Below are 22,788 nucleotides of genomic sequence, written 5' to 3' on the forward strand. Positions count from 1 at the left end.
TTCTCCCGGTGGTTCTACACGGCGTCCCGGCGCAGCCGGAACCAGTAGAAGCCGTGCCCCGCCAGAGTGAGCAGATACGGCAGCTCGCCCACGGCCGGGAAACGCACTCCGCCGAACAGTTCCACCGGGTACCGCCCGTTGAACCGGCTCAGGTCCAGCTCGGTGGGCTGTGCGAAGCGGGAGAAGTTGTGCACGCACAGGACCAGGTCGTCCTCTCCCTCCCCCGGAGGGGCCTCGCGCAGGAAGGCGAGGACGGCGGGGTTGGAGGAGGGCAGTTCGGTGTAGGAGCCGAGTCCGAAGGCCGAGTTCTGCTTGCGGATCTCGATCATGCGGCGGGTCCAGTGCAGCAGCGAGGAGGGCGACGACATCGACGCCTCGACGTTGGCCACCTGGTAGCCGTAGACGGGATCCATGATGGTCGGCAGGACGAGCCGCGCGGGGTCGCAGGAGGAAAAACCTGCGTTGCGATCCGGTGTCCACTGCATCGGGGTGCGCACGGCGTCGCGGTCGCCGAGCCAGATGTTGTCGCCCATGCCGATCTCGTCGCCGTAGTAGAGGATCGGCGAGCCGGGGAGGGAGAGGAGGAGGGCGGTGAAGAGCTCGATCTGGTTGCGGTCGTTGTCCAGCAGGGGGGCGAGGCGGCGGCGGATGCCGATGTTGGCGCGCATGCGCGGGTCTTTGGCGTATTCCGCGTACATGTAGTCGCGTTCTTCGTCGGTGACCATTTCGAGGGTGAGCTCGTCGTGGTTGCGCAGGAAGATGCCCCATTGGCAGCGGGAGGGGATCGCGGGGGTCTTGGCGAGGATTTCCGAGACGGGGTAGCGGGATTCGCGTCGTACGGCCATGAAGATGCGGGGCATGACGGGGAAGTGGAAGGCCATGTGGCATTCGTCGCCGCCGGAGGCGTAGTCGCCGAAGTAGTCGACGACGTCCTCGGGCCACTGGTTGGCCTCCGCCAGGATCACCGTGTCCGGATAGTGCGCGTCGATCTCCTTGCGGACCCGCTTGAGGAACTCATGGGTCGCAGGAAGGTTTTCGCAGTTGGTGCCCTCGGCCGCGTAGAGATACGGCACGGCGTCCAGCCGGAAGCCGTCGATGCCCAGGTCCAGCCAGAACCGCAGCGCGGAGATCATCTCCTCCTGCACGGCCGGGTTCTCGTAGTTGAGGTCCGGCTGGTGGGAGAAGAAGCGGTGGAAGAAGTACTGCTTGCGGACCGGGTCGAAGGTCCAGTTGGAGACCTCGGTGTCGACGAAGATGATGCGGGCGTCGGCGTACTGCTTGTCGTCGTTCGCCCACATGTAGTAGTCGCCGTAGGGCCCGTCGGGGTCTTTGCGCGATTCCTGGAACCACGGGTGCTGGTCGCTGGTGTGGTTCATGACGAAGTCGATGATGACGCGCATGCCGCGCTGGTGTGCGGCGTCGACGAATTCGACGAAGTCGGCGAGGTCGCCGAATTCCGGGAGGACGGAGGTGTAGTCGGAGACGTCGTAGCCGCCGTCCCTCAGGGGCGATTTGAAGAAGGGCGGGAGCCAGAGGCAGTCGACTCCGAGCCATTGCAGGTAGTCGAGTTTGGCGGTGATGCCCTTGAGGTCGCCGACGCCGTCGCCGTTGCTGTCCTGGAAGGAGCGGACGAGGACCTCGTAGAAGACGGCGCGTTTGAACCACTCGGGGTCGCGGTCCTTGGCGGGAGTGTCCTCGAAGGTGTCCGGAACGGGCTCATTGACGATCATCGTGTGGGTGACCCTCCGATCTGCGGGTTGGACGGTCGCAGGACGGTGAGTACGTGCGCGGGCCGGGTGCCCGGTTCGAGGCGCACGTAGTTGGCCCTGCCCCAGTAGTAGGTCTCGCCGGTGAGCTCGTCGCGCACCGGTGCCGACTCGTGCCATTCCAGGCCGAGTTGCGGCATGTCCAACGAGACCGTGGCCTCCTGGGTGTGGTGGGGGTCGAGGTTGACGACCACCAGAACCGTGTTCGAACCGCTCCTCTTCGAGTAGACGATCACCGCTTCCCGGTCGGCGTGATGGAAGTGCAGATCGCGCAGCTGGTGCAGCGCCGGGTTCGCCCGTCGGATGTCGTTGAGCTGGGTGACGAGGGGGGCGAGGGTGCGGCCCTCGCGTTCGGCGGCTGCCCAGTCGCGTGGCCTGAGCTGGTATTTCTCGGAGTCGAGGTATTCCTCGCCGCCGGTTTTGAGGGGGGTGTTCTCGTAGAGTTCGTAGCCGCTGTAGAGGCCCCAGGTGGGGGAGAGGGTGGCGGCGAGGACGGCGCGGATGGCGAAGGCGGGCGGGCCGCCGTGCTGGAGGTATGCGTGGAGGATGTCGGGGGTGTTGGCGAAGAGGTTGGGCCGCATGGAGGCGGCCGACTCGCCGGAGAGCTCGGTGAAGTAGTCGGTGAGCTCCTGTTTGGTGTTGCGCCAGGTGAAGTAGGTGTAGGACTGCTGGAAGCCGATCTCGGCGAGGGTGCGCATCATGGCGGGGCGGGTGAAGGCCTCGGCGAGGAAGACGACGTCGGGGTCGGCGGCGTTGATCTCGGCGATGACGCGTTCCCAGAAGACGACGGGTTTGGTGTGGGGGTTGTCGACGCGGAAGATCCGTACCCCGTAGGACATCCAGTGGCGCAGGACGCGGAGGGTCTCGGCGACGAGGCCGTCGAGGTCGGCGTCGAAGGCGACGGGGTAGATGTCCTGGTACTTCTTGGGCGGGTTCTCGGCGTGGGCGATGGTGCCGTCGGGGCGGTGGTGGAACCACTCGGGGTGCTTCTCCACCCAGGGGTGGTCGGGGGAGCACTGGAGGGCGAAGTCGAGGGCGATCTCGAGGCCGAGGTCCTGGGCTTGCTGTACGAACCAGGCGAAGTCGTCGAGGGTGCCGAGGTCGGGGTGGACGGCGTCGTGTCCGCCTTCGGGGGAGCCGATGGCCCAGGGGACGCCGACGTCGTCGGGGGTGGCGTCGAGGGTGTTGTTGCGGCCCTTGCGGCAGGTGGCGCCGATGGGGTGGATGGGCGGGAGGTAGACGACGTCGAAGCCCATGGCGGCGATCGCGGGGAGTCTGCGGGCGGCGGTGCGGAAGGTGCCGTGCGGGCGCTCGGGGGTGCCCTCGGAACGCGGGAAGAACTCGTACCACGCGCCGTAGAGGGCGCGTTCGCGCTCGACGAGGAGGGGCAGCGGGTCGGAGGCGGTGACCAGCTCCCGCAGCGGGTGGCGGGCGAGGACGGCGTCCACCTCAGGCGTCGACGCCGCCGCGAGCCGGGAGACCGGCGGGCGGGCGTCGTCGCGCAGGGCGTCGACCGCGGCGAGGAGCACGGCCCGTTTCCGCTTCGCGCCGGGCTTGGACACGCCGGTGGCCGCCCGCTCGTAGAGGCGTGCGCCTTCCTCGAGGACCAACTCCGTGTCCATCCCCGCCGGGATCTTGATCCGGGCGTGGCGCCGCCAGGTGGCGACCGGATCGCTCCAGGCCTCGACCGTGTACGTCCACCGGCCCGGCGCGTCCGGCGTGACGTCCGCGCCCCACCGGTCGGTGCCGGGGGCGAGTTCACGCATCGGGGTCCAGGGACCCGGGCGGCCTTCGGGGTCGTACAGCACGGCGTTGGCGGCGACCGCGTCGTGTCCTTCGCGGAACACGGTGGCCGAGATCTCGAACGTCTCACCGGTGACCGCCTTGGCGGGCCTGCGCCCGTGCTGGACGATCGGGCGGACGTCGAGGACGGGGATGCGCCCGACGGCCGTGCCGACTGTGCCGACTGTGCCGGCTGTGCCGGCCATGTCGGCCGGGTCGGCTGTCCGGGCTGCTTCGGTGTGCTTCGTCGGGGGTGTTGACGAGTGGCGCCTGGCTGGCATGACCGCTCCTGTCCGCATCAACGGGGGGTGGGCGGATGGATGTGGGGAGGTGGGTCCTGCTGGGAAGTGCTGGGAAGTGCTGAGGAATGCCGGGGGGTGCTGAGGGGTGTGCCGGGGGCGTACGGGGGTCGTGTACCCCGGGCGTACCGGAGGAGCCTTCCCACCCTATTCGGGTGAGCAATCCGGCACTTTGTTAACTACTCACGCGTATGTCCGCGCACGGGACCGGCCCCGCTCAGGAGGAATGGAGCCGGTTGCGACGTCCCGCCGCCGTTGCCGCCTAGAACGGCGGCACCTGCAGGAGTTTGTTCGGCGAACCGGGGCCCCGGCCGGAGACCTTGCCGTTCGCCGCTCCCGCGACCAGCGCCCTGGCGACCTGAGCGGGGGTGGCCGTCGGGTGGTCGGCCAGATAGAGCGCGGCCGCGCCCGCCGCGTGCGGCGCCGCCGTCGACGTACCGGAGTAGGTCGCCCGGCCGGTGTCGCTCGGGTACGACGCGGAGGTGATCGACACGCCCGGGGCGAACAGGTCGAGCGCCGAGCCGTGGTTGGAGTAGCCGACCCTGGCGTCCTGGCGGTCGGTGGCTCCGACGGTGACGGCCTCGCGTACGTCGGCGGGGGAGTACAGAGCGGCCGCCCGGCCCTCGTTGCCGGCGGCGACGGTGTAGGTGACGCCGGACCGGATGGAGGCGCGGACGGCGGCGTCCAGTTGGACGTTGTAGGAGCCGCCCAGGCTGAGGTTGGCGACGGCGGGCCGGTGCGCGTGCCGGGTGACCCAGTCGATGCCCGCGATGGCCTGCGCGGTGGTGCCCGCGCCGGTGTCGTCCAGGACCCGTACGGCGACCACCCTGGCCTTCTTGGCGACGCCGACGTGGGCGCCCGCGACGGTGCCGGCGACATGGGTGCCGTGGCCGTTGCCGTCGGCGGCGGTGCGGTCCCCGCCGACGAAGTCCCAGCCGTAGCTCGCCCGGCCGCCGAACTCCTGGTGCGTGACGCGGACGCCGGTGTCGATGACGTACACCGTCACCCCTGCCCCCGCGGACGCCGGCGAGGTGTAGCGGTCGTCGAGCGGCAGGGACGGCTGGTCGACGCGGTCCAGCCCCCAGGACGGCGGGTTCCTCCCCACGGCCTTCCCCGCGACCTCCCTCCCCGTGCCCCCCTTCCCCACGACCCCCTTCCCTGCGGAGTCCAGGGTCACCCGGGTGTCCTGGACGACCGAGGCGACGTGCGGGTCGGCGGCGAGCCGCCGGGCCTGTCTCGCGTCGGCCGCCACGGCGAAGCCGTTGAGGACCGTGCCGTAGGTGTGGCTGATTCTCGCTCCGTACGCCCTGACGAGGCGTCGCCCGGCCGCGGAGGACGCCTGTGTGCCCCCTTTCAGCGTCACCAGGTAGCTTCCGCCGACGGAGCCGGGCAGACCGGCGCCGACTATCTTCCCCTCCGGTGCGGCGTGCGCGGGCAGGGTGCCGGCCGACAGGACCACGGTCGTGACGACCGCGGTCAGGCCCCCTGCCCCGCGCAGACGCCGGGTACGCGTCCGTGCCATGGTTCGAGTTCCCCTCCTCGACTCAAGAGGCAGCCTCTCGTGCGGGGTGAAGTGCCACAAGGTGGCCTGTGTGAGTGGAATCAGCCATATCGCTGGAATGCGTGATTCGGTCCCTTCGGGGAAAGCCTCCCCCAGGTGTCGGGGCAACACCGGTACGGTTCTGAGTCACCGGGCGTACAGAGCCGTGCGTCCATCCAGCGAACGCGCCACGCCGAGGTGGAATGTGAAGGCGATCCGTCGATTCACCGTCCGACCCCTCCTCCCCGAACCCCTCCGGCCGCTCAGCGATCTGGCCCGGAATCTGCGGTGGTCCTGGCACGCGGAAACCCGTGACCTGTTCCAGTCCGTCGATCCCGAACGCTGGGCCGCCTACGACGGCGACCCGGTGCGACTGCTCGGCGGGGTCCGCCCCGCACGGCTCGCCGAGCTCGCCCAGGACCGCCGCTTCCTGCGCCGGCTGACCGCCGCCGTCGACGACCTGCACGACTACGTGACCGGCGACCGCTGGTACCAGGCGCACGCCGGGACGGCCGAGCTTCCCGCCGCCGTCGCCTACTTCTCCCCCGAGTTCGGCGTCACGGCCGCCCTGCCCCAGTACTCCGGCGGCCTCGGCATCCTCGCCGGCGACCATCTGAAGGCGGCCAGCGACCTGGGCGTCCCGCTGATCGGCGTCGGGCTGCTCTACCGGCACGGCTACTTCCGGCAGTCGCTGTCCCGGGACGGCTGGCAGCAGGAGCACTACCCCGTGCTGGACCCCAACGAGCTGCCGGTGACCCTGCTGAGGGAGGCCGACGGCAGCCCCGCCCGGGTCTCCCTCGCCCTCCCCGCCGGCAAGCAGCTGCACGCCCGGATCTGGCTCGCCCAGGTCGGCCGCGTGCCCCTCCTCATGCTCGACTCGGACGTCGAGGAGAACGACCTCGGCGAACGCGGGGTGACCGACCGGCTCTACGGCGGCGGCAGCGAGCACCGGCTGCTCCAGGAGATGCTCCTGGGCATAGGAGGTGTCCGGGCCGTACGGACGTACTGCCGTCTGACCGGTCACGCGCCGCCCGAGGTCTTCCACACCAACGAGGGGCACGCCGGGTTCCTCGGTCTGGAGCGGATCGCCGAACTCGCCGACACCGGGCTGGACTTCGACTCCGCGCTGGAGGCGGTCCGGGCCGGCACCGTCTTCACCACCCACACGCCGGTCCCGGCCGGCATCGACCGCTTCGACCGCGAGCTGGTCGCCCGCCACTTCGGCCCCGACGCCGAACTTCCGCGCATCGACGTCGACCGCGTCCTGCGGCTGGGCATGGAGACCTACCCCGGCGGCGAGCCGAACCTCTTCAACATGGCCGTGATGGGGCTGCGCCTGGCCCAGCGGGCCAACGGGGTGTCGTTGCTGCACGGCCAGGTCAGCCGCGAGATGTTCGCCGGTCTCTGGCCCGGCTTCGACCCCGAGGAGGTGCCGATCACCTCCGTCACCAACGGGGTGCACGCCCCGACCTGGGTGGCCCCGGAGGTGCTGCGCCTCGGCGCCCGCCAGATCGGCGCCGAGCGCACCGAGGACGCGCTGAGCGTCGGCGGCACGGACCGCTGGGACGCGGTCGCGGAGATCGGCGACCAGGACGTCTGGGAGCTGCGCCGGACCCTGCGCGAACAGCTGGTCGTGGAGGTGCGCGAGCGGCTGCGCGCCTCCTGGCGTCAACGAGGCGCGGGAACGGCCGAGTTGGGCTGGATCGACGGCGTGCTGGACCCCGACGTCCTCACCATCGGATTCGCCCGCCGCGTCCCGTCGTACAAGCGGCTGACGTTGATGCTGCGCGACCGCGACCGGCTGATGGAGCTGCTCCTGCATCCGGAGCATCCGATCCAGATCGTCGTCGCGGGCAAGGCGCATCCGGCGGACGACGGCGGAAAGCGGCTGGTCCAGGAGCTGGTCCGGTTCGCCGACGACCCGCGCGTGCGCCACCGCATCGTCTTCCTCCCCGACTACGGCATGGCCATGGCGCAGAAGCTGTACCCGGGCTGCGACATCTGGCTGAACAACCCGCTCCGCCCGCTGGAGGCCTGCGGCACGTCCGGCATGAAGGCGGCGCTGAACGGCTGTCTCAACCTCTCCGTCCTGGACGGCTGGTGGGACGAGTGGTTCCAGCCCGACTTCGGCTGGGCGATCCCGACCGCCGACGGCGTCGGCACCGACCCCGACCACCGGGACGACGTCGAGGCGGCGGCGCTCTACGACCTCCTGGAGCAGCGCATCACCCCCCGCTTCTACGAGCGCGGCCGGGCGGGTCTGCCCGACCGCTGGATCCAGATGGTCCGCCAGACCCTCACCCTGCTCGGCCCGAAGGTGCTGGCCGGCCGGATGGTCCGCGAGTACGTCGAGCGCCTCTACGCCCCCGCCGCCCACGCCCACCGGGCGCTGACCCCCGACACCGCCCGTGAACTGGCCGTCTGGAAGACGCGGGTGCGCTCCGCCTGGCACGCGGTGACGGTCGACCACGTCGAGACGTCCATCGCCACGACCACGGCCGAACTCGGCACCACCCTCGCGCTGCGGGTCCGCGTCGGCCTCGGCGACCTGGCCCCCGACGACGTCGAGGTCCAGGCGGTCTCCGGCCGCGTCGACGAGGAGGACCGCCTCACCGACGCGACGACGGTCCCCCTGAAACCGGCGGGCGGCCCCGACCTGGAGGGCAGGTGGCTGTACGAGGGCCCGCTGTCACTGGACCGCACGGGCCCGTTCGGCTACACGGTCCGCATCCTGCCGACGCACCGACTGCTGGCGTCGGGCGCGGAGTTGGGGCTGGTGACGGTGCCTTCGGAGGATGCGGTGGAGGGGGCGGGGGTGTTGTTGCGGTGAGCCCACCGCAGCGGTGAGCCCTCCCGAGTGGTGAACCCCCGAGTGGTGAACCCCCGAGTGGTGAACCCCCGAGTGGTGTCAGGCCGGCCAGGTGAAGGGCGTGCTGTCCTGCGCCGGTTGGGCGTCTCCTTCGTATGCCAGCGGCTGCAGCGGTTCCAGCAGCCGCTCCAGCTCGGGGTTGAGCTCCAGCGCCCAGGCGAGACCGGGGGGCGCCGGGGCCGGGGGCTCGTCCGGATCGGCGCCGGGAGGCGGCCTGAGCACGTCCCCGACGGTGAGGAGTTCCTGGAACGCCTGCTGATCGCGGGCCTGTTCGTCCACGGTCGGGATCTGGCGGACCCCCGGGACCGTCAGATCCAGCCGGAAGCGGGGCACCTTCGGGGCCGGCAGCGCGTTCGGCCGGACCTTGCGGGCCACCCGCAGCCGGATCCCCGTCACCTGGCGCAGCCTCGCCAGCAGACGGGGCCAACGGGTCTCCCGCAACCGCTCCAGCCGGACGCGCCTGCGGCGCCGGGCGGCGAGGTCGTTCGCCTCCCGGAGCAGCTCCCTCCACCGGAGGGCTCCGGAGTAGCTGTCCCAGGTCTCGAACGCGTCCCAGGCCACCCACGCGGCCTGCCGCAGCGTCGCCTCGACGGTCTCGTCGAACTCGGCGGGCCGTTCCCGCGCCAGCTCGCGATAGAGCAACAGCGACCGGAAGACCGTCCGGGTCGCCTCGATGCCCCCGCCGGACTTGTTCAGCACCCCGGCCCGGATCCGCAGCACCCGGGCGACCATCGGGCGGTAGATGACCGGCTGGTCCTGCACGAGCTGCAAGGTCACCCGCAGGCATTCGTCGACCACCTTCCCGGCCGCCGAGTACCGGCCCAGCGCCGCCAGCTCCAGCGCCTGGTTGTGCAACGACTCCATCAGGCCGGGCAGATACATGTCCGGATGGACCTGGGCGAGTCTGCGCCGGATCAGCACGGCGTGCGTGACCGTCTCCAGTGCGCTCTGGCCGGGGGATCGGCGGTTGGCGAGGTTGTGCAGCGCCCCCGCGAGCAGCGCCAGATGCCGGCGGGTGGGGCGTTCCTTGACCAGCTGCTCCAGGATCTCCACGGCCTCCTCTCCGGCGGTGAGCGCCTCGCGCCGCATGTCCCGCGCGGCCAGCACCACCGACAGGTGGTTCAGCGCCTGGGCGAGCCGGGCCCGGTGCGGCATCAGCTCGGCCCGGGAGTGCGCACCCGACTCGCCCGCCACGAGACGCCGGTTGACGCGCACCGCCTCCGCGCAGTCCGCGAGCGCCTCCTGGTACTGCCCGAGCTCGGACAGCGCGGCCCAGCGCACCCCCAGGGACTCGGCGAGCAGCGGCAGGTATTCGTCGGGGCGGGCGCGGGCCAGCCCCCGGTAGAGCTGCACCGCCCGTCCGCTCGACTCCATGGCATCCGCCCAACGCCGTACGGAGCTGAACCGGACCGCCAGATTGTGCTCGGCGCGCGCCAGCTCGGCCCGTGCCTGCGCCGGGGCGAGCGCGCCGCCCGAGAGGCGGGCCCGGCGACGGCGTACGCGGGCGAGCCGCTCGGCGATGTCCAGCGCCTGCTCGCCCAGCAGCCGACTGCGCTCGGGCACCGCCGTGTGCAGGTGCTCCAGCAGTTCCAGCGGCAGGTCGGGGCGCTCGGCCAGGCGGCGCAGCGCGTCCAGCAGGAAGCCGGGGTTCTCCGAGCGCCCCGCGACCACGACCGCGGGGACGGCGAGCACACCGGGATGGCCGACGATCAGCTCCGCCACCTGAGCGGCCAGGTCCGGGTGCGGGCAGGTGGGCTGGGCCGCCGCTCGGGCCAGCACGGTCAGCGCCCGTTCGGCCTCCCGGCCCTGCAGTCGCGGCAGCACCCGGGCGAGGAGCTCCTGGCTGTCGCGGGCGCGCAGCGCCACGTGGTATTCGCCGAGCAGATCCGGTTCCAGGGCGCCCCAGTGCGAGCCCTCGACCGGCGGGTACAGCAGACGCAGCCAGTCCGCCGCCGCGGCGCTCCGGCCGTCCCCGGCCAGGTCCGGCAGCAGCGTCAGCAGTTCGGCGGCGCGGCCCGGATCCGCGGCGCGGGTCAGCGTCGCCACCGCCACCGCGTCGGCCAGGGCGTCGTGACCGAGCCCGTCCAGCTCGGACCAGGAGCCGGCGGTGCGCTTCCAGTACCGCCGCTCATGGGCGAGGAGCTCCGCCTGGACGTCCGGCTCCCGGCGGCGGGCGGCGGGCTGCTCCTCGGAGACTTCCTCACGATGTCCGTGACGGGCTTCGTGACGGGTTTCGCGAGGGGGTTCGGGAGTGGTTTCGTGACGGGTTTCGCGAGGGGCGTCCCCGCGGCTCGCTCCGGCCTGTCCGGCCTGTCCGGCCTGTTTGACCTGTCTGCCGTGCCCGGTGTGCCGATCGGCCGCCGTCAGCAGGTCCAGCAGCGCCCGCATGTGCAGATGCAGCGCCGAGCCGTGGCCGTAGTCCCGGTACGGCTTCGCCAGCACCGACCGGGTGACCGAGGCCCAGTCGATCCGGGTGTACTCCGGCAGCTCCCGCAGCGCGGGCAGCCGCCGGGACAGGGCCTCCACCGCCGTCCGGTACATGCCTTCCCGCTCCGCCGACGTCGAGGCGATCTCGCGCAGTTCGACCGTGCGGGCCCCGCTGAGCACCCCGGCGCTGCGCGGTGTGGCCCCGGGCAACTGCTCCCACCACTCGCCCGCGCTCCGGGCGATGAGCACCATGCGCACCGGATGGTGGCCGCCGCGTGCCTCCAGCGTCTCCAGCACGCTGCCCACCAGCTCGGGGCTGGTCTCGGCGTAGTCCATGACCAGCAGCATCCGGTGGTCGACCGCGGTCAGCGCCTCCAACGACCGGACCAGCTCGGCCCGTTCCGCGTCCGACTCGCGCAGTTGGGCCGTCACCCACCCCTGGGTCGCCAGGGTCACCGACAGCTCCCGCGCGAACCGCGACTTGCCCTGCCCGCCGGGTCCCGTGATCAGCCGGGTGGCGAGACCGCCGCCGTCGCCGCACCAGTCCCCGAACTCGCGCAGCTCCCGGTCCCGGCCGGCGAACGGCACCGCCTCGGCCTGCGGGCGCAGCAACTCCGAGGGCAGCCTCGGCGCACGGCTGGGCACCGCGGGTTCGCACAGGGCCTCCAGCTCGACGGCCTCGGCGACCGGAACGTACCCCAACTCCCGGGTGAGCAAGGACCGCAGCCCCTCCTCGCGCAGCAGCCGGTGCGCCGGTACGGCCTGGAGCTTGCCATGGCGCCAGTGCGCCAGGTCGACGGCGACCACCCCGCACAGGAGCCGCCCGCTCCACAGGGCCGCCCCGGACATCCCGCTCCACGGCGACTCGTCGAGGCCGGCCGGCGCCCGGTCCACGGAGAGCTCCCAGTGCGCGCCGAGCATCCCGTCCCCGGGGCTGACCGTGCCGGACGCCTGGGCGGTCTCCAGACCGTCCGCCCGCCGGGCGCCCTGCACGCGCGCGAAGCCGAGGGCGTCGGCGGGCTGACCCGCCCGCAGCGTCACGAACCTCCCGAACCGTACGGGCGGTTCGGCGGCGTCCTGCGGCCAGTGCTCCGGGGCGACCTGGAGCACGGCGGCGTCGAGTCCCGCCGCACGTCCGTCCCAGACGAGGCGGGCGGGCACGAGCCGACCGACGGCGAACAGCTGCACATGCACCTGCACATGGGCGGCCGACATCGCCGCGCCCTGCGGCTGCAGCGCATGCCCGGCGGTCAGCACCAGCCGCGGCGCGATCACGCACCCCGAACTCACCCGAGGACGCTTGCCCTTGACGCTCGCCCGAACGGCGACCAGCCGGTTTCTGTTCATGTGCTCACGCGGGCTCGGGCGGCACGAACAGCACCGCTTCGTCCCCGTCTCCGTCCCCGTCTCCGTCAGGGTCCCCGGCCATGTCCTGGGAGATCTCCACCGACGTGCCGTCCGCCCGCTTGGGCGTGAGGCTCAGGGAGACCTTGTGGGTCCGGGTCCGGCCGCCCTTCCCCTCGACGTCGCCCGAGACGACCCATGCCCTGAAACCGGTCTTCACGGTGACGTCCCGCCGCAGCTCGACGGTGAACTCCATCCCGATCGGCCCCACTTCGAACCGCAGATCCTCGTCGGCGGCAGCGGCCGAGGCCCGCAGCAACTCGTCCCGCACGAGTTGCACGGCGTCGGCCAGTTCAAGTTCATCGGGCATACGTCCCCCAGTGCCGACGCGGAGTGGAATGGCGCGCGCAGCGGTCCAAGAGGGACAGCGTGCCAGAGCGGCGGGTTCCGGAGCCCGGCTTCCGCCGTTTGTCACTCCCTGCTGGCACTATGCCCGAACACCCAACTGACAGAAAGGCCGACGACGAGTGTCTGACAGACCGTTCGAAGAAAGCGGTTCCGGGTCCTCCCTGTCCGATGAGGAGTTGCGGAAGTTCCTCCAGGACAGCGAACGCGAGATACCGGCCTCCGCGCCGAAGGAGCCGTCCGCGCGGGCCCGTATGGTCACCGAGCGGCTGCGGCAGCAGGACGCGCGGGGTGAGGTGTCAGAGGGCTGGCGGGCCGGTCCGACTGTGCAGGACGGGGAGAGGCGAGCGGCCCGCAAGCGGCGGCGGTGGGCGCTCCTCGGCGTGCCCGTCGTCATCGTTCTGGCCGTCGTGGCGATGCGGCCGTCGCTGCTGCCCGGCGACCCCTTCGGCGCCGGGGGGTCGGAGGCCGCCTCCGCGTCACCGCTGCCGGCGGAGACCGCGGCCCCGACCGGCGCGCCCGCGTCGGTGGACCCCGAAGTCCCCACGGTGGCACGGCCGTTCGCGGGTTCCCCGGCCCTGGAGTGGGCCGACGGCGCGGCCGGCATCGTGCTGCCGAAGGCGGCTGCGGTCGGGTCGCTGTCCAAGGCTCAGGTGGAGCAGGCGCTGCAGCAGACCAGGAAGCTCCTGATCGACGCGAACCTCGACCCCGCCACCCTGCGCGGCGAACGCCCCGAGACCGCGCTCGCCCTGATCGAGCCCCGACAGACGGACCTGCTCCGCCTGTTGAACACCGCGCTGAGCAAGCCGGACAAGGACCACGACCCGCTGTGGCTGTTCAGCCGGTTCGATCCCCACGAACTGCGGCTGGCCGGTGACGTGGTCAAGACCCGGGGACGGATGACGTTCAAGGCCGGCGAGCAGGCCTCGGTCGTCGTGCACGCCGACTACACCTTCGTCTACCCGCTGGCCCACACCGGCCAGGGCTCCACCGAGGTGGCCCGGACCATCGTCCGTCGCGTCCTCGACGTCGAGCTCTCCGATCCCGCCAAGTACATCGTCACCCCGGGAAAGATCTCCCTTCGGAAGTACGACCAGGAGATCGGCAACTCCGCCTGCGACGTCTACGACGGCTTCCTGCACCCCCAGTTCTCGACGGCCGAGCCCACGGGCACGCCCCCGACCGGGCCGACGACGGATCCGTACGACCGCAGCGGGGACATCGCCGCGGACCGTGACGAGGGCTGCGGCGTCGTGTCCCGCACCTGACCGGTCGGGGGCGGGACCGGGGGCGGGGGCGGGTCGCCGCGGACGACGTACGCGAGTGCGGCGGCGGGGTGCCCTCGCCGCCGTGGTCGTCGAACCGGATCAGCGGTGGGCGCCGTTCCAGCTGACCTGGTCAGATGCCGAGGTCCTCGATGGTCTCCCTCATCTGGCGGGTCACCGGCGGGCCCCACCGTGCGGGCAACGGCGCCAGCCGGGCGACAGCCGTGCCCAGCCACACGGGGTCGCCGAGGAGGTGCGGCGCCTTCGCGGCGGACACCTTTCGGAACAGGGCTTCCACCATGGTGACGTGGGCGGCCGTGTACCTGCGCCTGTGGTGGGTGTAGTTCACCGACCAGTCCTCGTACGGATGGCGAAGGAGACCCCCCACGGAACAGCCGCTCCGGCCGGCGCCGATCGAGCTGTTGCCCAGCACGTCCAGTACGCCCGCGGTGCGGGTGGACTCCCACGCGTAGTGCGTGGCACTCACCCCCACACCCACGAACCTGGTCCACGGGACGACTGCCTGAGGCTCCGGCACTCCGCGTCGGTGATGCTCCATGCCGTCGGCGGCGAGCACCAGGCACAAGCCGTCCTTGCGCGTGGGATCTCCGATGACCCAGCGGTTCTCGATCAGCTCCAGCGGCCCCAGGTACTTCACACCGCTTCCCCTCGTCGATCATGCGTTTGCCCGGGCTGAAACCCTAGGCGGAGACATCGGGCAGATCGAGCGGTTTCGGGGCGGCCCTTGATGCTCGTCGGTTGCGCGGAGTTCCTGCCAGAGGTCGGACGCGGTGCTCGTCGCCTGGTCAGGCCTCCTCGGGGTTCGTCACCGAGAGCTGGCGCAACACCACCCCGCAGCGGCGGGCGTACGCCTGTTGGAAGCCTCGGGTCGCCGGGCCGCCCATGCGGGCGTACCACTTCGCGGCGCGGCTGAACGCCGACACCGTCAGCCACACCGTGCCGTCGCCGGTGCGGTGGACGACGAAGGACTCCTCGCCGGACTCGGGGTGGCCGGAAAGCGTTCCATAGGCCCAGCCGGCGCGGCGGTGTTCCTCCGCCGTCCAGACGATGCGGCAGGGGGCCTTGATCAGGCCGGCCAGGGTGACGGTGACATCGACGTCGGGGGCCGCCCGGTCGGCGGTGGCGGTTATGCCTATGCCGAGCGCGCGGTGCATCTCCCAGGTGAGGACGGCCTCGGCGGCCCGGCGGAAGACCCGTTCGCCCTCGCCGAGACGGGTGCGTACGTGCAGGGGGTGGAAGCCGGGCGGGCAGAAACCGGGTTCGCGGGTCGCGCCGACGTCGTCGTACGTGAAGTCCTTGGAAGACTTGGAAGACATGGGGCCCAAGAGTAGGGCGGTACCCGGGGATGCCTTCGTCCCGGGTACCGCCCCAGCTCACCTACGGATCACGCCTGCCGATACGTCACGTGACGTTGACGGCCGTCCAGGCCGCCGCCACCGCGTTGTACTCGGTGCTGCCGGAGCCGTACAGGGCGGTCGCCGCGCTCAGCGTGCCGGTGCGGGCCGACTTGTAGTTGGTCGTCGACGTGAAGTACGTCGTCAGCGCCTTGTACCAGATCTGCAGCGCCTTGGCGCGGCCGATGCCGGTGACCGTGGTGCCGCTGTACGTCGGGGAGTTGTAGCTCACCCCGTTGATCGTCTTCGAGCCGCTGCCCTCGGACAGCAGGTAGAAGAAGTGGTTCGCGACGCCGGACGAGTAGTGCACGTCCTTGCTGCCGACGCTGGAGGACCAGTAGTCCGACGAGCCGCCGTCCTTGCTGGGCTTGTCCATGTAGCGCAGCGGGGAGCCGTCGCCGTTGATGTCGATCTCTTCGCCGATGAGGTAGTCGCCGACGTCGTTGGAGTTGGCCGCGTAGAACTCCACGCCCGTGCCGAAGATGTCGGAGGTCGCCTCGTTCAGGCCGCCGGACTCGCCCGAGTAGTTCAGGCCCGCCGTGTTCGAGGTGACGCCGTGGCTCATCTCGTGGCCGGCCACGTCCAGCGAGGTCAGCGGGTGGGTGTTCCCGTCGCCGTCGCCGTACGTCATGCAGAAGCAGCTGTCGTCCCAGAACGCGTTGACGTACGCGTTGCCGTAGTGGACGCGGGAGTAGGCCGCGACGCCGTTGTTCTTGATGCCGCTGCGGCCGAACGTCGACTTGTAGAAGTCCCACGTCGTCTGCGCGCCGTAGGCGGCGTCGACGGCGGCGGTCTGGTCGGTGGTGGAGCTGGAGGCCACACCGGTGCCCCAGGTGTCGTCGGCGTCGGTGAACAGGGTGCCCGCCGAGGACGTCGTGGTGTGGGACTTGTTGTACGTCTTGTGGCTGCCGCGGGTTCCGTCGGTCAGCTGGTACGTCGAGCCCGACAGGGTCGTGTTGAGGCTGACGGTGCCCGAGTACAGGCTCTTGCCGGTGCCGGTCTCGATGCCCTGGTACTCGTAGAGCTTCTTGCCGGTGGTCGCGTCGGTGATGACGTGCAGCTGGTTCGGGGTGCCGTCGTCCTGCAGGCCGCCGACGACCGTCTCGTAGGCGAGGGTCGGCGTGCCGTTGCCGGCCCAGATCACCTTGCGGGGGGCCTGGTCGGCGGTGGTGGACTCCGAGCCAGCGGCCTTGGCGGCGGTCAGCGCCTGCTTCTCGACCTTGGCGGTGGCGACCTGCGGGGTCGTCGTCGGGACCTTGATGGTCGCCTTGACGGCCTTGGTCACACTCTTGGTCGCGCCGGTGGCGGACTCGTGGACGACCAGGTCGCCGCCGAGGACCGGGAGGCCCGCGTAGGTGCGCTCGTAGCGGGTGTGGACCGTGCCGTCGGCGTCCTTCACGACGTCCTTGACGACCAGCTTCTCCTTGGCGCCGAGGCCTATCGCCTGGGCGGTCTCGGGCGCGTCGGTCTGCTGCTGCTTGATCAGCGTGGTGCGGGCGGCGGCCGACAGCTGGACGGGCGCGCCCTGCGAGATCGCCTTGCCGGTGGACTCCGCCGGAGTCTGGGCGGCGGCGGAACCGGCGGTCAGACCGGTGGTGACCAGCGCTCCGGCCGCGACGGCGGTGGCGATGGCCAGCGTGGTGCGCTTGTGACGCGCGTAGAGGGGAGTCACACAAGCTCCTTGAGTGTGGGGGTGCCCGGGCAGCGTGGGGCGACTGCTCGTGGCGGCTGTGAAGTTGTGCGGCGGGTGACAGGAAGACTGACATCAAGGGCGCGTACATGTCAGGACCCCCAAGTGATGTTGGCTGAAAATCGACTGATGAATGAACATTGCGGGAATGTAAACGGATCTGACCTGGGTAAAAGGCCAACAGGACGTAGGTAAGCGGCTGGCAAAAAGAGGGCGCCGCCCCGGGGGGATTCGAGCCCCCGGGGCGGCGTTCTGTGGAGTGCCTGGTCATGCGCTGTGCACGGGCCGTGCGGGGCCTGTGCGGGCGCGTGGGCTACGGGAAGGTGATCTTCCAGCTGTTGATGTAGCCGGTGTCCTGGGCCGCGTTGTCCTGGACCCTCAACTGCCAGACGCCGTTGGCGACTTCGGAGGACGCGTTCACGGTGTACGTGGTGTTGATGTTGTCCGTGCTTCCACCGGTGCCGTACGCCTTCAGCGTGTACGCCGTGCCGTCGGGGGCGACCAGCTGCACCTGAAGGTCGCCGATGTAGGTGTGGACTATGTTGACCGCCACCGCGAGGTTCGAGGGCGCGTTGCCGGTCCGCCCGGAGACGGTGACCGACGAGGTGACCGCCGCCCCGTTGTCCGGAATCGATACGTCGGCGGTGTTCTCGAAGGAGGTGCCACCGCCGCCGCCACCGCCGTCGGAACGCGCGCCGACCGCGACGCCCGCCCAGGCGTCCTGGACCGCCTTGTACTCGGCGGACGTCGTGCCGTACAGCTCACCGGCCGCCGCCAGCGTGCCGGTGCGGGCCGCCGCGTAGTTGGTGGTCGTGGTGAACTTCGTGGTCAGCGCACGGAACCAGATCTTCTCCGCCTTGTCGCGGCCGATGCCGGTGACCGGCAGACCGTCCGCGGTCGCCGAGTTGTAGCTGACGCCGTTGATGACCTTGGCGCCGCTGCCCTCGCTCAGCAGGTAGAAGAAGTGGTTCGCCGGGCCCGAGGAGTAGTGGACGTCGACCGACCCGATCCCCGAGTACCAACTGTCCTTCGACGAGCCGTCCTTGCTCGGCTTGTCCATGTAACGCAACGGCGTGCCGTCGCCGTTGATGTCGATCTCCTCGCCGATGAGGTAGTCGCCGACGTCCGAGGAGTTCTGGGCGTAGAACTCGACCGAGGTGCCGAAGATGTCCGAGGTCGCCTCGTTGAGGCCGCCGGACTCGCCGCTGTAGTTGAGGCCCGCGGTGTTGGCGGTGACGCCGTGCGTCATCTCGTGGCCGGCCACGTCGATGGCGGTGAGCGGGTGGGTGTTGCCCGAGCCGTCGCCGTACGTCATGCAGAAGCAGCTGTCCTGCCAGAACGCGTTGACGTAGTTGCTGCCGTAGTGGACCCGGGAGTACGCGCCGACGCCGTCGCCCCTGATGCCCGAGCGGCCGTGCACGTTCTTGTAGTAGTCCCAGGTCAGGGCCGCGCCGTAGTGCGCGTCGGCGGCCGCGGTCTCCAGGTTGGAGGCGGCGCCGGTGCCCCAGACGTCGTCCGCCCCGGAGAAGAGCGTGCCGGTGCCGGAGGTGCCCCGGTTGAGGTTGTACGTCTTGTGCCCGCCGCGCGCGCCGTCGGTGAGGTTGTACGTCGAGCCCGACTGCGTGGTGCCCAGGGTGACCTGGCCGCTGTACATCGTGTTGCCGGTGCCGGTCTCGACGCCCTGGTACTCGTAGAGCTTCGCGCCGGTGGCCGCGTCGGTGACGACGTGCAGCTCGTTCGGGGTGCCGTCCTCCTGGAGGCCGCCGACGACCGTCTCGTACGCCAGGACGGGCGTGCCGTTCGCCGCCCAGATCACCTTGCGCGGCGCCCGGTCGGCGGCGGCCTTCTCGGCGCCGTCGGCCTTCGCCAGGGTCAGAGCCTGCTTCTCCGCCTTGGCGGCGGCGAGCGTGGGCGTGAGCGAGGCGACCTTGATGGCGGCCCGGGTGGCCTTGGTGACGCCCTCGGTGGCGCCGGACTTCGCGGTCTCGACGACCAGGTCGCCGCCGAGGACCGGGAGGCCGGCGTAGGTGCGCTCGTAGCGGGTGTGGAGGGTGCCGTCCGCGTCCTTGACGACGTCACGGACGACGAGCGCCTCCTTGGCGCCCAGGCCCAGTTCCTTGGCGGTGGCGGCCTTGCCCGCGTCGGCCTCGCGGATCAGCGCGGTGCGCTGGGCGGGGGTGAGGCGCAGCGACTCGGCGCCCGGGTTCGCTCCGCTCGACGCCGACGGCGCCTGCTCCGGGGCGGCGGACGCGGCGCCGGACTGCACGGCGGCGGCGATCAGCGCGGAGACGCCGACGAGGGCGACGGCCGCGGCGCGACGGGGGGTGGTGTGGGAGGTGCGTCTGCGAGAGAAACTGCTGCTCAACACTGACTCCTCAGAACATGAAGCTGTGGGGTTGCTGTGAGGTAGCAGTGGGAAGAGTGGCAGGGGATTGCGCTATCTGTCAGGAGCGCGTCAGAAAGTTGGCCGGAAACGGTTCGTTGTCCGGGAGTTCATGTTCGTTATGCGGACGTACCGTGCCAGGTCCGCCACAGCGCCGCGTACGCGCCCTCCGCCGCCACCAGTTCCTCGTGCGTGCCCAGTTCGGTCAGCAGGCCGTCCTCCATCACCGCCACCCGGTCCGCGTCGTGCGCGGTGTGCAGCCGGTGCGCGATGGCGATGACCGTACGGCCGCGCAGTACGGCGGCCAGGGCGCGCTCGGTGTGCCGGGCCGTCGCCGGGTCCAGCAGGGCCGTCGCCTCGTCCAGGATCAGCGTGTGCGGGTCGGCCAGCACCACGCGGGCCAGGGCGAGCTGTTGGGCCTGCGAGCCGTCCGTACGGCCCCGGTCCGAGCCGACCTCCGCGGCCAGGGCGCCGGGCAGCTCCCGGACCCAGTCGGCCGCGCCCACCGCCGCCAGCGCGGCCCACAACTCCTCGTCGGACGCGGCCGGTTCGGCGATCAGCAGGTTGTCGCGGACCGTGCCCAGGAACACGTGGTGCTCCTGGGTGACCAGCACCACCTGCCGGCGCAGCGTCTCGGGCGCCAGCTCGGCGACCGGGGCCCCGCCCACCGTCACCGTGCCCGCGCTCGGCGCGTCCACTCCCGCCAGCAGCCTGCTCAACGTCGACTTGCCCGCACCCGAGGGGCCCACCACCGCCAGCCGCTCCCCGGGCCGCACCGTCAGATCGACCCCGCGCAGCACCTCGCCGCCCCGCTCATAGGCGTACCGCACGCCCGTCACGTCGATCCGGTCGTCCGCCGGAGTCGGCGCGTCGCCGTCCGGCCCGGACCGCGGCGCCCGGGCCAGCCCCTCCACCCGGGCGAACGAGGCCCCACTGCTCTGCAGTTGCTCCACCCGCACCAGGATCTGGTCGAGCGGCTCGGTGAACTGCCGCAGATACAGCGCCGCCGCCACCACCGTCCCCAGACTCATCGCACCCCGCGCGTGCAGCGCGCCGCCCAGCAGCAGGACGCCCGCGACGGGCAGCGCGTACGACACCTCGATCACCGGGAAGAACACGGACCGCAGATACAGGGTGTGCAACCGGGTGCGCCGCGAGACCCCCAGCGCGTCCCCGCTCGCCGCGGTCCGCCGCTCCGCCAGCCGGAACGCCTCGACCGTGCGCGCCCCGGCCGCCGTCGAGGCGACGATCTCGGCGACCTCGGAGTCCGCCGCGCCCTGGTCGAGGTAGCCGGAGCGGGCCCGCCGCAGATACCAGCGCAGCGCGCACCAGATCGGGGTCAGCCCCACCACCCCGACCGCGCCGAGCAGCGGGTCGATCAGGCACACCGCCGCGAGCGTGAACAGCGCCTGCACCGCGCAGACCAGCAGCTCGGGCCCGGCGTCCCGCAGCGTCGTGCCGACGGCCGCCACATCGGCGGTGCCGCGCGTGGTCAGGTCCCCGACGCCGGCCCGCTCCACGACCGACGCGGGCAGCGCCAGCGTCCGCTCCACGAACTCCTCCCGCACCCGCGCCAGCGTGCGCTCACCGAAGCGGTGGCCCGCGTACCGCGCCCAGCGCGCCAGCAGCAACTGCGCCGCCGCGCACACCAGGATCCCGGACGCCAGCCGGTCCACGGCCCCGACCCCGTGCCCGGCCCGCACCTCGTCGATGATCCGCCCGAGCAGCCACGGACCGGCGAGGCCCGCCCCGGCGGCGAGGACGTTCAGCGCCAGCACCCGGACGAAGGCCCGCCCGTCGGCCCGCACCAGCCGCACCGCGGCCCGGCGCACCTCGGCGGCCCCGGCGACCGGCAACCGCCCCGAGCTCCCCTCGACCACGCTCACCCCACGCTCTCCTCTGCGTCCCGGGCCACCAACGCCCGGTATCCCGGCTCGCGTTCCAGCAGGTCGCGGTGGTGGCCGGTGGCCGCGACCTTGCCGTCGACCAGGTAGTGGACGGTCTCCGCGTGGTCGAGGACCAGCGGGGAGGAGGTGGTGACGACCGTCGTACGGCCCGCCCGTGCCGCCCTCAGCCGCCGTGCCACCGCCGCCTCCGTGTGCGCGTCGAGCGCCGACGTCGGCTCCACGGCCAGCAGCACCTCGGGGTCGGCGAGCAGCGCCCGGACCAGCCGGACGCGCTGGCGCTGGCCCCCGGAGAGACTCCGGCCCTGCGCGGCCACCGGCGTGTCCAGGCCCTCCGCCAGCCCCTGCACGACGTCGTCGGCGGCGGCCGCCCGCACCGCCCCCGCGATCGCCGCCGCGTCCCGCTCACGTCGTCCGCCCACCACCGCGCGCAGGCTGCCGGCGAACAGGTCGGCCTCGTTGTCGGCGACCAGGATCCCGGCCCGGACCTGGGCCACGGACATCGCGTCCAGCCGTACCCCGCCCCAGGTCGCGTCCGAGGGACCGTACCGGCCGAGCCGGTCCACGACGGCGCTCACCTCGGCCGGCCGCGCCCCGACCAGCGCGGTCAGCCGTCCCGGCGCCACCCGCACGCCCGACGCGGGGTCGAACAGCACCGCCGGCTCGGCGGGCGCGTCGGCCGTGCCGGTGTCCGGGTCGGGCTCCAGCCGCAGCAGCTCCACGACCCGGCGGGCGGCGACGACGCCCCGGCTGAGCTGGTAGCCCATGTCGACGAGGAACGCCACCGGGCCGACCAGGACGGCGACATAGCCGTACACCGACACCAACTCGCCCACCGTCAGCTCCCCTTGAGCGGCGAGCCGGGCCGCCAGCCAGGTCACCAGGGCGAGGAACAGCGTCGGCAGACCCATACCGAGGGCCTGCAGCCAGCTGGCGACCGCGCCCACCTGGTAGCCCTGCTCCCGCAGCCGTTGCGAGTCCCGTCGGAAGGCGTCCGCGAACAGCCCTTTGCCACCCAGGCCGTTGAGCACCCGCAGCCCGCCCGCCAGATCGCCGATCCGCGTGGTGAGCACCCCCTGCCGTTCCCGGTACTCCGCCTCCGCGCCCTGGAGCCGCGCCATCAGCGGCCCGACGAGCACGGCGACCACCGGCAGCCCCAGCAGGACGACGGCCGCCAGCAGCGGCGAGACGGACAGCAGCAGCCCGGCCACGAAGACGTAGACGACGACCGAGCCGACGCCGGGCCCGATCACGGTCAGCGCGTTCGCGATGGTCTGCACGTCGCCCACGCCGATCGTGACGACCTCGCCGGCCCCCACCCGGCGCGGCAGCGCGTCGCCGAGCCGCACCGTCTGCCGGACCACGACCTTGATCGTCCGGAAGTAGGCGTCCATGCGCAGCCGGGTCATCGTGCGGTGCCGCATGATGCTCACCCAGGCGTTGAACGCCCCCACGACGGACAGCGCGACCGTCCAGCCGACCAGCGCGCCCGTGTCCCCGGGCTCCAGCCCGTCGTCCACCGCCCTGGCCAGCAGATACGGCGCCATCGCCAGCAGCACCATCCAGGCGCTGGCCAGCACCGCCCCGGCCGCCGCCCGCCACGGCTGGCGGCGCACCAGCCACGCCAGGTACCACCAGCCGCCGCGCCGGTCGGGCGTGCCGGGATCCTCGTACACGTCGATCACACGTCCCCCGAAGG

The 22,788-nt window shown here is 71.9% G+C and carries 13 protein-coding genes; 2 read left to right on the forward strand and 11 right to left on the reverse strand.

Features of this window, described 5'->3' with window-relative positions; translation table 11 throughout:
• Positions 1-14 precede the first annotated feature (14 nt).
• From treS to OG562_RS29685, 3 genes are all read right to left on the reverse strand, one after another.
• Positions 15-1,730, reverse strand: a complete 1,716-nt coding sequence (gene treS, locus OG562_RS29675) for a maltose alpha-D-glucosyltransferase (RefSeq protein WP_266403229.1) — start codon at positions 1,728-1,730, stop codon at positions 15-17.
• Positions 1,727-3,829 (reverse strand): alpha-1,4-glucan--maltose-1-phosphate maltosyltransferase, encoded by a 2,103-nt coding sequence (locus tag OG562_RS29680; protein WP_323187568.1) that lies wholly within the window; start codon positions 3,827-3,829, stop codon positions 1,727-1,729. The genes treS and OG562_RS29680 overlap by 4 nt, the downstream gene beginning before the upstream one ends.
• A gap of 280 nt (positions 3,830-4,109) precedes the next feature.
• Positions 4,110-5,369, reverse strand: coding sequence for a S8 family peptidase (locus OG562_RS29685; RefSeq protein ID WP_266403231.1), 1,260 nt, complete (start codon positions 5,367-5,369; stop codon positions 4,110-4,112).
• 223 nt (positions 5,370-5,592) lie between these two features.
• Between OG562_RS29685 and OG562_RS29690 the strand changes: the two genes are divergently transcribed.
• Entirely contained in the window at positions 5,593-8,217 is a 2,625-nt protein-coding gene (locus OG562_RS29690; protein ID WP_266403234.1) for a glycosyltransferase family 1 protein, read from the forward strand.
• Positions 8,218-8,295: 78 nt separating this feature from the next.
• Here the strand turns inward: OG562_RS29690 and OG562_RS29695 are convergent, their stop codons facing one another.
• Together OG562_RS29695 and OG562_RS29700 are read right to left on the reverse strand one after the other, a co-directional pair.
• Entirely contained in the window at positions 8,296-12,030 is a 3,735-nt protein-coding gene (locus OG562_RS29695; RefSeq protein WP_266403237.1) for a tetratricopeptide repeat-containing serine protease family protein, read from the reverse strand.
• 4 nt (positions 12,031-12,034) lie between these two features.
• Positions 12,035-12,397: a trypco2 family protein gene (locus OG562_RS29700; protein ID WP_266403240.1), complete on the reverse strand. Its 363-nt coding sequence runs from the start codon at positions 12,395-12,397 to the stop codon at positions 12,035-12,037.
• Between the two features lie 214 nt (positions 12,398-12,611).
• On the opposite strand from OG562_RS29700, the gene OG562_RS29705 reads away from it, so the two are divergent.
• On the forward strand, positions 12,612-13,700 hold the full coding sequence (locus OG562_RS29705) for a hypothetical protein (protein WP_323187569.1): 1,089 nt from the start codon (positions 12,612-12,614) through the stop codon (positions 13,698-13,700).
• 130 nt (positions 13,701-13,830) lie between these two features.
• Here OG562_RS29705 and OG562_RS29710 read toward each other — a convergent pair whose 3' ends face one another.
• The 6 genes from OG562_RS29710 to OG562_RS29735 all read right to left on the reverse strand — a co-directional run bounded on the left by OG562_RS29710 (position 13,831) and on the right by OG562_RS29735 (position 22,774).
• Positions 13,831-14,355 (reverse strand): hypothetical protein, encoded by a 525-nt coding sequence (locus tag OG562_RS29710; RefSeq protein ID WP_266403242.1) that lies wholly within the window; start codon positions 14,353-14,355, stop codon positions 13,831-13,833.
• A 148-nt stretch (positions 14,356-14,503) separates the two neighbouring features.
• Positions 14,504-15,034, reverse strand: coding sequence for a DUF1990 domain-containing protein (locus OG562_RS29715; RefSeq protein WP_266403245.1), 531 nt, complete (start codon positions 15,032-15,034; stop codon positions 14,504-14,506).
• Positions 15,035-15,119: 85 nt separating this feature from the next.
• Positions 15,120-16,784 (reverse strand): M4 family metallopeptidase, encoded by a 1,665-nt coding sequence (locus OG562_RS29720; RefSeq protein ID WP_266403248.1) that lies wholly within the window; start codon positions 16,782-16,784, stop codon positions 15,120-15,122.
• A gap of 331 nt (positions 16,785-17,115) precedes the next feature.
• On the reverse strand, positions 17,116-19,167 hold the full coding sequence (locus tag OG562_RS29725) for a M4 family metallopeptidase (protein ID WP_266403251.1): 2,052 nt from the start codon (positions 19,165-19,167) through the stop codon (positions 17,116-17,118).
• 137 nt (positions 19,168-19,304) lie between these two features.
• Positions 19,305-21,071 (reverse strand): ABC transporter ATP-binding protein, encoded by a 1,767-nt coding sequence (locus OG562_RS29730; protein WP_266403254.1) that lies wholly within the window; start codon positions 21,069-21,071, stop codon positions 19,305-19,307.
• On the reverse strand, positions 21,068-22,774 hold the full coding sequence (locus tag OG562_RS29735) for an ABC transporter ATP-binding protein (RefSeq protein ID WP_266403257.1): 1,707 nt from the start codon (positions 22,772-22,774) through the stop codon (positions 21,068-21,070). Before OG562_RS29735 ends, OG562_RS29730 begins: the two co-directional genes overlap by 4 nt.
• Positions 22,775-22,788: the final 14 nt, after the last annotated feature.

The organism is Streptomyces sp. NBC_01275, assembly GCF_026340655.1.
Lineage (GTDB): Bacteria > Actinomycetota > Actinomycetes > Streptomycetales > Streptomycetaceae > Streptomyces.